The sequence below is a fragment of the Halalkalibacterium ligniniphilum genome (assembly GCF_000334155.1).
GTDB lineage: Bacteria > Bacillota > Bacilli > Bacillales > Bacillaceae_D > Halalkalibacterium > Halalkalibacterium ligniniphilum.
The window spans coordinates 1-4,259 of record NZ_ANNK01000055.1; the positions used below are offsets into that span (position 1 = coordinate 1).

Sequence of the window (4,259 nt, forward strand, 5' to 3'; positions counted from 1 at the left end):
CCAATACAGACGTTGAGCAGCTAGGCGAAGCCATGAAATACGTTGCACCGATGGCGAATGCACTCGGTATCTCTATTGAAGATGCAACAGCCGCAATGATGGGTGTAGCTGATGCTGGTCTCCAGGGCTCGATGGGTGGTCGTGCTTTTGCAACAAGTTTAACAAGACTTGCCTCACCGACAGCAGCAATGGAAAAAGAAATGAAAAGGTTGAACCTTTCTTTTTTTGATAGTGAAGGTGCTATGAAGCCTCTACCAGACATTATCCAAGGTATCGAGAAAGCTACATCTGATATGAATGAACAAACAAAAGCTACTACTCTTTCCACATTATTTGGCGCAGAAGCACAGAAGCATTGGGCCGTATTGTTGGAACAGGGTTCAAAGAACATAAGAAACAACACAAAAGAATTGGAAAATAGTGAAGGTGCAGCCCAACGAATGGCAGATACGATGTCAGATAATGCTAAAGGTGCCATCATCGAGTTTCGTTCAGCTCTGGAAGGTATCGGAATAACTCTTTCCGAGCACATGATACCTGTATTTACGGATATGGTAAAACAGGCAACAGACCTTGTACGGCGATTCGGCGATTTGGATGAGGAATCACAAAAGCAAATTATTAAATGGGCGCTTGTAGCTGCTGCAATTGGTCCTGTGAGTATAGGACTTGGTGGCATGGTTACAACAATGGGTGGTTTGTTAAGAGTGGTAGGTTTTGTGTCGGGTGCAATATCTGGAGCGGGAGGTCTAGCTGCTGTATTAACAGCGTTAACTGGTCCTGTTGGGTTAACGGTTGCTGCTATAGGCGCATTAAGCTATGGGGTTTACAGATACGTAGATGCACAACGCGAAGCGAGAGAGGTTAGTATAGAAAGTGCAAAATCTATGCTTGAGCAAGCAGATGCAGTAGAAGTGAATGTTGCGCGCTATGATGAGCTACATCGTAAAAGCCGATTAACCTCTGATGAAATGGGCAGATTGCTTGATATTCAAACGGATCTTAATTCTGCACAGGATCCAGATCGCGTCGCTAGATTGCAGGAACAATATGACTTACTACGTGAAAAAAGTGGTCTGACAAATGAAGAACTGTCGGAAATGCTCGGTTTGAATGATGAAATTATCGGACAATCTCCTATGGTTGAGCAGTCATTCACCAATAAAGGTAATGCAGTTATTACAGCAACGGACGCTGTACACGACTATATTCAATCCTTACGCGATATGGCACTGGAAGAATTGCAGGTTGAACGTTTGCAAGCTTTAGAAAACGAAGCTCAAATGCTGAAAGACAACAACAAATTAAGAGAAGAGCTTGTTGTTATTGAAAGAACCTTCAGCGAGCTTCTTGATTATAGAAATATGAAAGAAGATGAAGCTAATGCTCGCCTTGATGAACTTAACGAAAAGAGAAGAAATGGCTTACTTACTCAACAAGAAATGTCAGAAGTGGAGCATGAAATTTGGTTTTTAGAGCGTGTTATTAACGATGAGGTATCCGACCAACTTTCAAATTTACAGAAACAACGTGAAGAAATTGCTGGGAAATTAGCGCAGAATGAAGAAGAGCTTGCAAAGCTTTATCAAATTGACGAAGCCATTTCAGGGATTCTTCTTAAAGAGCTTGACATTAATGAAGCTGGGAAAGAAGGTCTTACTGTTGCGGATGAGAATCTAGCAAAGTTACGTGAACAAAAAGCTGAAATAGAGGAACAGATACGAAGAGAAGGTGATAAAGGGAACGTACTACAGGACCAAATCACTTATCTTGACCGTCAAATTGCACAGCATGAATCTGTCATTCAACGCATAGAAAGAGAAACAAGACTAGCGTCTGATTTAGTCCGTGAGACTGAACGTTATGAGAGTCAAGTCCGACATGTAAATGATGTTTTAAGTGCTCAAGAACGGCAGCTACAAGGCAATAACCGAGTGGTTGATGAAGGCACTGGTAAGGCTAGGGAGCTGACTGATGAACTAGGTAAAGATGTTCGAAAAGAAGTCGATGTGGACGACAGGGGTACAGCTGCTAGGATTCAAGAGGAAGCAGAAAGAAGTGCAACCAAACGTGTCACACTTAGTGCCGTTTGGTCAAACGTTACATCCGGACTTACGGCAGCTCTTGCTAATTTTAGAATACCAGGTTTTGCATCAGGGACAAACTTTGCACCTGGTGGACCTGCTTTAGTTGGTGAAGAAGGTTTTGAGCTTGCGAGACATGGTAATAGATGGTCGATGCTTGATTTCGGTATTACTAATTTACCTCGTGGTACACAAGTATTTACGCACGACGAGTCGAAGGATATTCTCAGAGCTTTGAATCAAATTCCGGCTTTTGCGACTGGTGCAAGCCCAGCTGGTGAAGCACAACGCGTAATTGATCAATTAAATAACAGACAGGTGAATCTTTCTTCTAACCGATTGTCAAATGCATTAAGTGGTGTTCATACAAACGGTTCTGAACCAATTGTGATTGAGGTTCCTATCTATTTAGATGGTAGACCAATTGCAAAAGCAACAGCGCCATATATGGATGAGGAAATGGCCAACATGAAAAGAAGAACAAATCGTTCAAGGGGGAGGGGATAAAGTTGCCTACATTTAATGGAATTGATTTAAGAAAGTGGTTTGTTGTTGGGGAAAAAGTGAGGCCACTTGCCCCTCCAATTCAAAATCGATTGATTGAGGTACCTGGCCGAGATGGTAGTTATAGTTTTGGACACAAACTTGGCGTGAGGGAAATCTCCATACCAGTTGGTATTTTTGCGAAAACACGTGAGGAGAAGCTAAAAAAAGCAAGAGAAGTAATTGGATTCCTTGTTACAAAAGAACCAAAGCCACTATGGTTTCGAGACGAGCCAAATGTTTTCTACAAAGCGAAATTAAGCGGTGAAACTAATTTAGAAGAGTTTATGCGAACAGGGCAGACAACTCTTCTTTTTATTTGCCCTGATCCATATAGGTATGACGCAATCGAGAAAACAGAGTTCTTTGTGAACGACCAACTGTTTATTACGAATGACGGTACCGCAAATACGAAGCCGATTTTCAGAGCAGCTATTAAACAAGCAAGTACCTACTTTTCTATTAAAAATCAACATGATAAAACCATTCGAATTGGAGCTCCAGCAACAGTGGAACAAACAGAAATGGTTCGTGAAGAACTCGTGTTTCAAGACAACATGAATTCTACCGCAAGCTGGCAAACAGCGGATCGAGCCGATAATGGATATGTGGCTGGGAACATGGCTGCTGATTCAAATGGTTTCTATCCGGAATCTTTCGGTGATCCGATTGAACCACATCGTTGGCAAGGTCCTTCTCTAAAGAGAGCTATCGGATACTCTTTGCAAGACTTTCAAGCAGATATAAAAGTGGAAAATCTGAATGTAGACTTCGAGGTTGGTATGATCGAAATTTATCTACTTGATGCGAACAATAACACCGTTGCAAAAATCGGCATCGAAGATGTGTGGCGTGGCACCGAACAAATGATAGCAAAGTCGCAACTCGGGGGAACAAACGGTAAGTGGGTATTTCAAGAATTTCCTTCGATTGGAAATGAAACAGGTTGGAATAACTTCAACGGATTGTTGCGAATCAGTCGTGTGGGCAGACAATGGGAAATGTATGTGGCTCGATTCAGTCCTTCGGGCATTCATCTGACAAGGCGTTATTTTAGCTTTAATGATGTTGCAGGGAGTTATATGGTTCCAATTACACAGATTCAAGTAGCGACAAGGTCATTTCCGTTAAGGGTTCCAACCGAAATGAGGGTCAAAGAAATTAAAATCTTTCGTATTAATCAACCGCAACCAGTTCAAGAAATTCCACTCGCTGTTCAGCCAGGCGATGTGATTGAAATCAATACCGAAACGTCGAATCTATTATTAAATGGAGAGTCAAGGGTTGATTTGTATGAACTATCAACAGATTTTTTTGAAATAGAACAAGGGATTAATAGTTATGAACTTTATCCTAAAGGCATTGCCGATGTGGAAGTTAGGTATAGAAGAAAGTGGCTGTAAAAGGAGGAAAAAAGAGTGGTAAATAATCGATTATTAAGAGAGTCTAATCCAACGCCTGGAACAAACCCTGGCTTCCTTCCACAGCATCGAGTAGAAGGTGCAAATCACTACGAAGAGACGCGAGGAAGAAACGGTGCTCTGAAACAATACATTGTGGACGTTAATGGCAATCCTATTAGTTCCGCAAATCCTCTTTCCGTTAATGTGGGAAATTTTCCTACCACACAAA

At 41.8% G+C, this 4,259-nt stretch carries 3 protein-coding genes; all 3 read left to right on the forward strand.

The window, feature by feature from the left end; genetic code table 11:
- On the forward strand, positions 1–2,591 hold a 2,591-nt coding region (locus tag BLT_RS0105295; protein WP_017726772.1), incomplete at its 5' end, for a phage tail tape measure protein.
- A 2-nt stretch (positions 2,592–2,593) separates the two neighbouring features.
- Positions 2,594–4,030 carry a distal tail protein Dit gene (locus tag BLT_RS0105300; RefSeq protein ID WP_017726773.1) on the forward strand — a complete coding sequence of 479 codons (1,437 nt, stop codon included), beginning with the start codon at positions 2,594–2,596 and terminating at the stop codon, positions 4,028–4,030.
- Positions 4,031–4,045: 15 nt separating this feature from the next.
- The coding region (locus BLT_RS0105305; RefSeq protein WP_026104996.1) for a hypothetical protein at positions 4,046–4,259 on the forward strand (214 nt) is incomplete at its 3' end.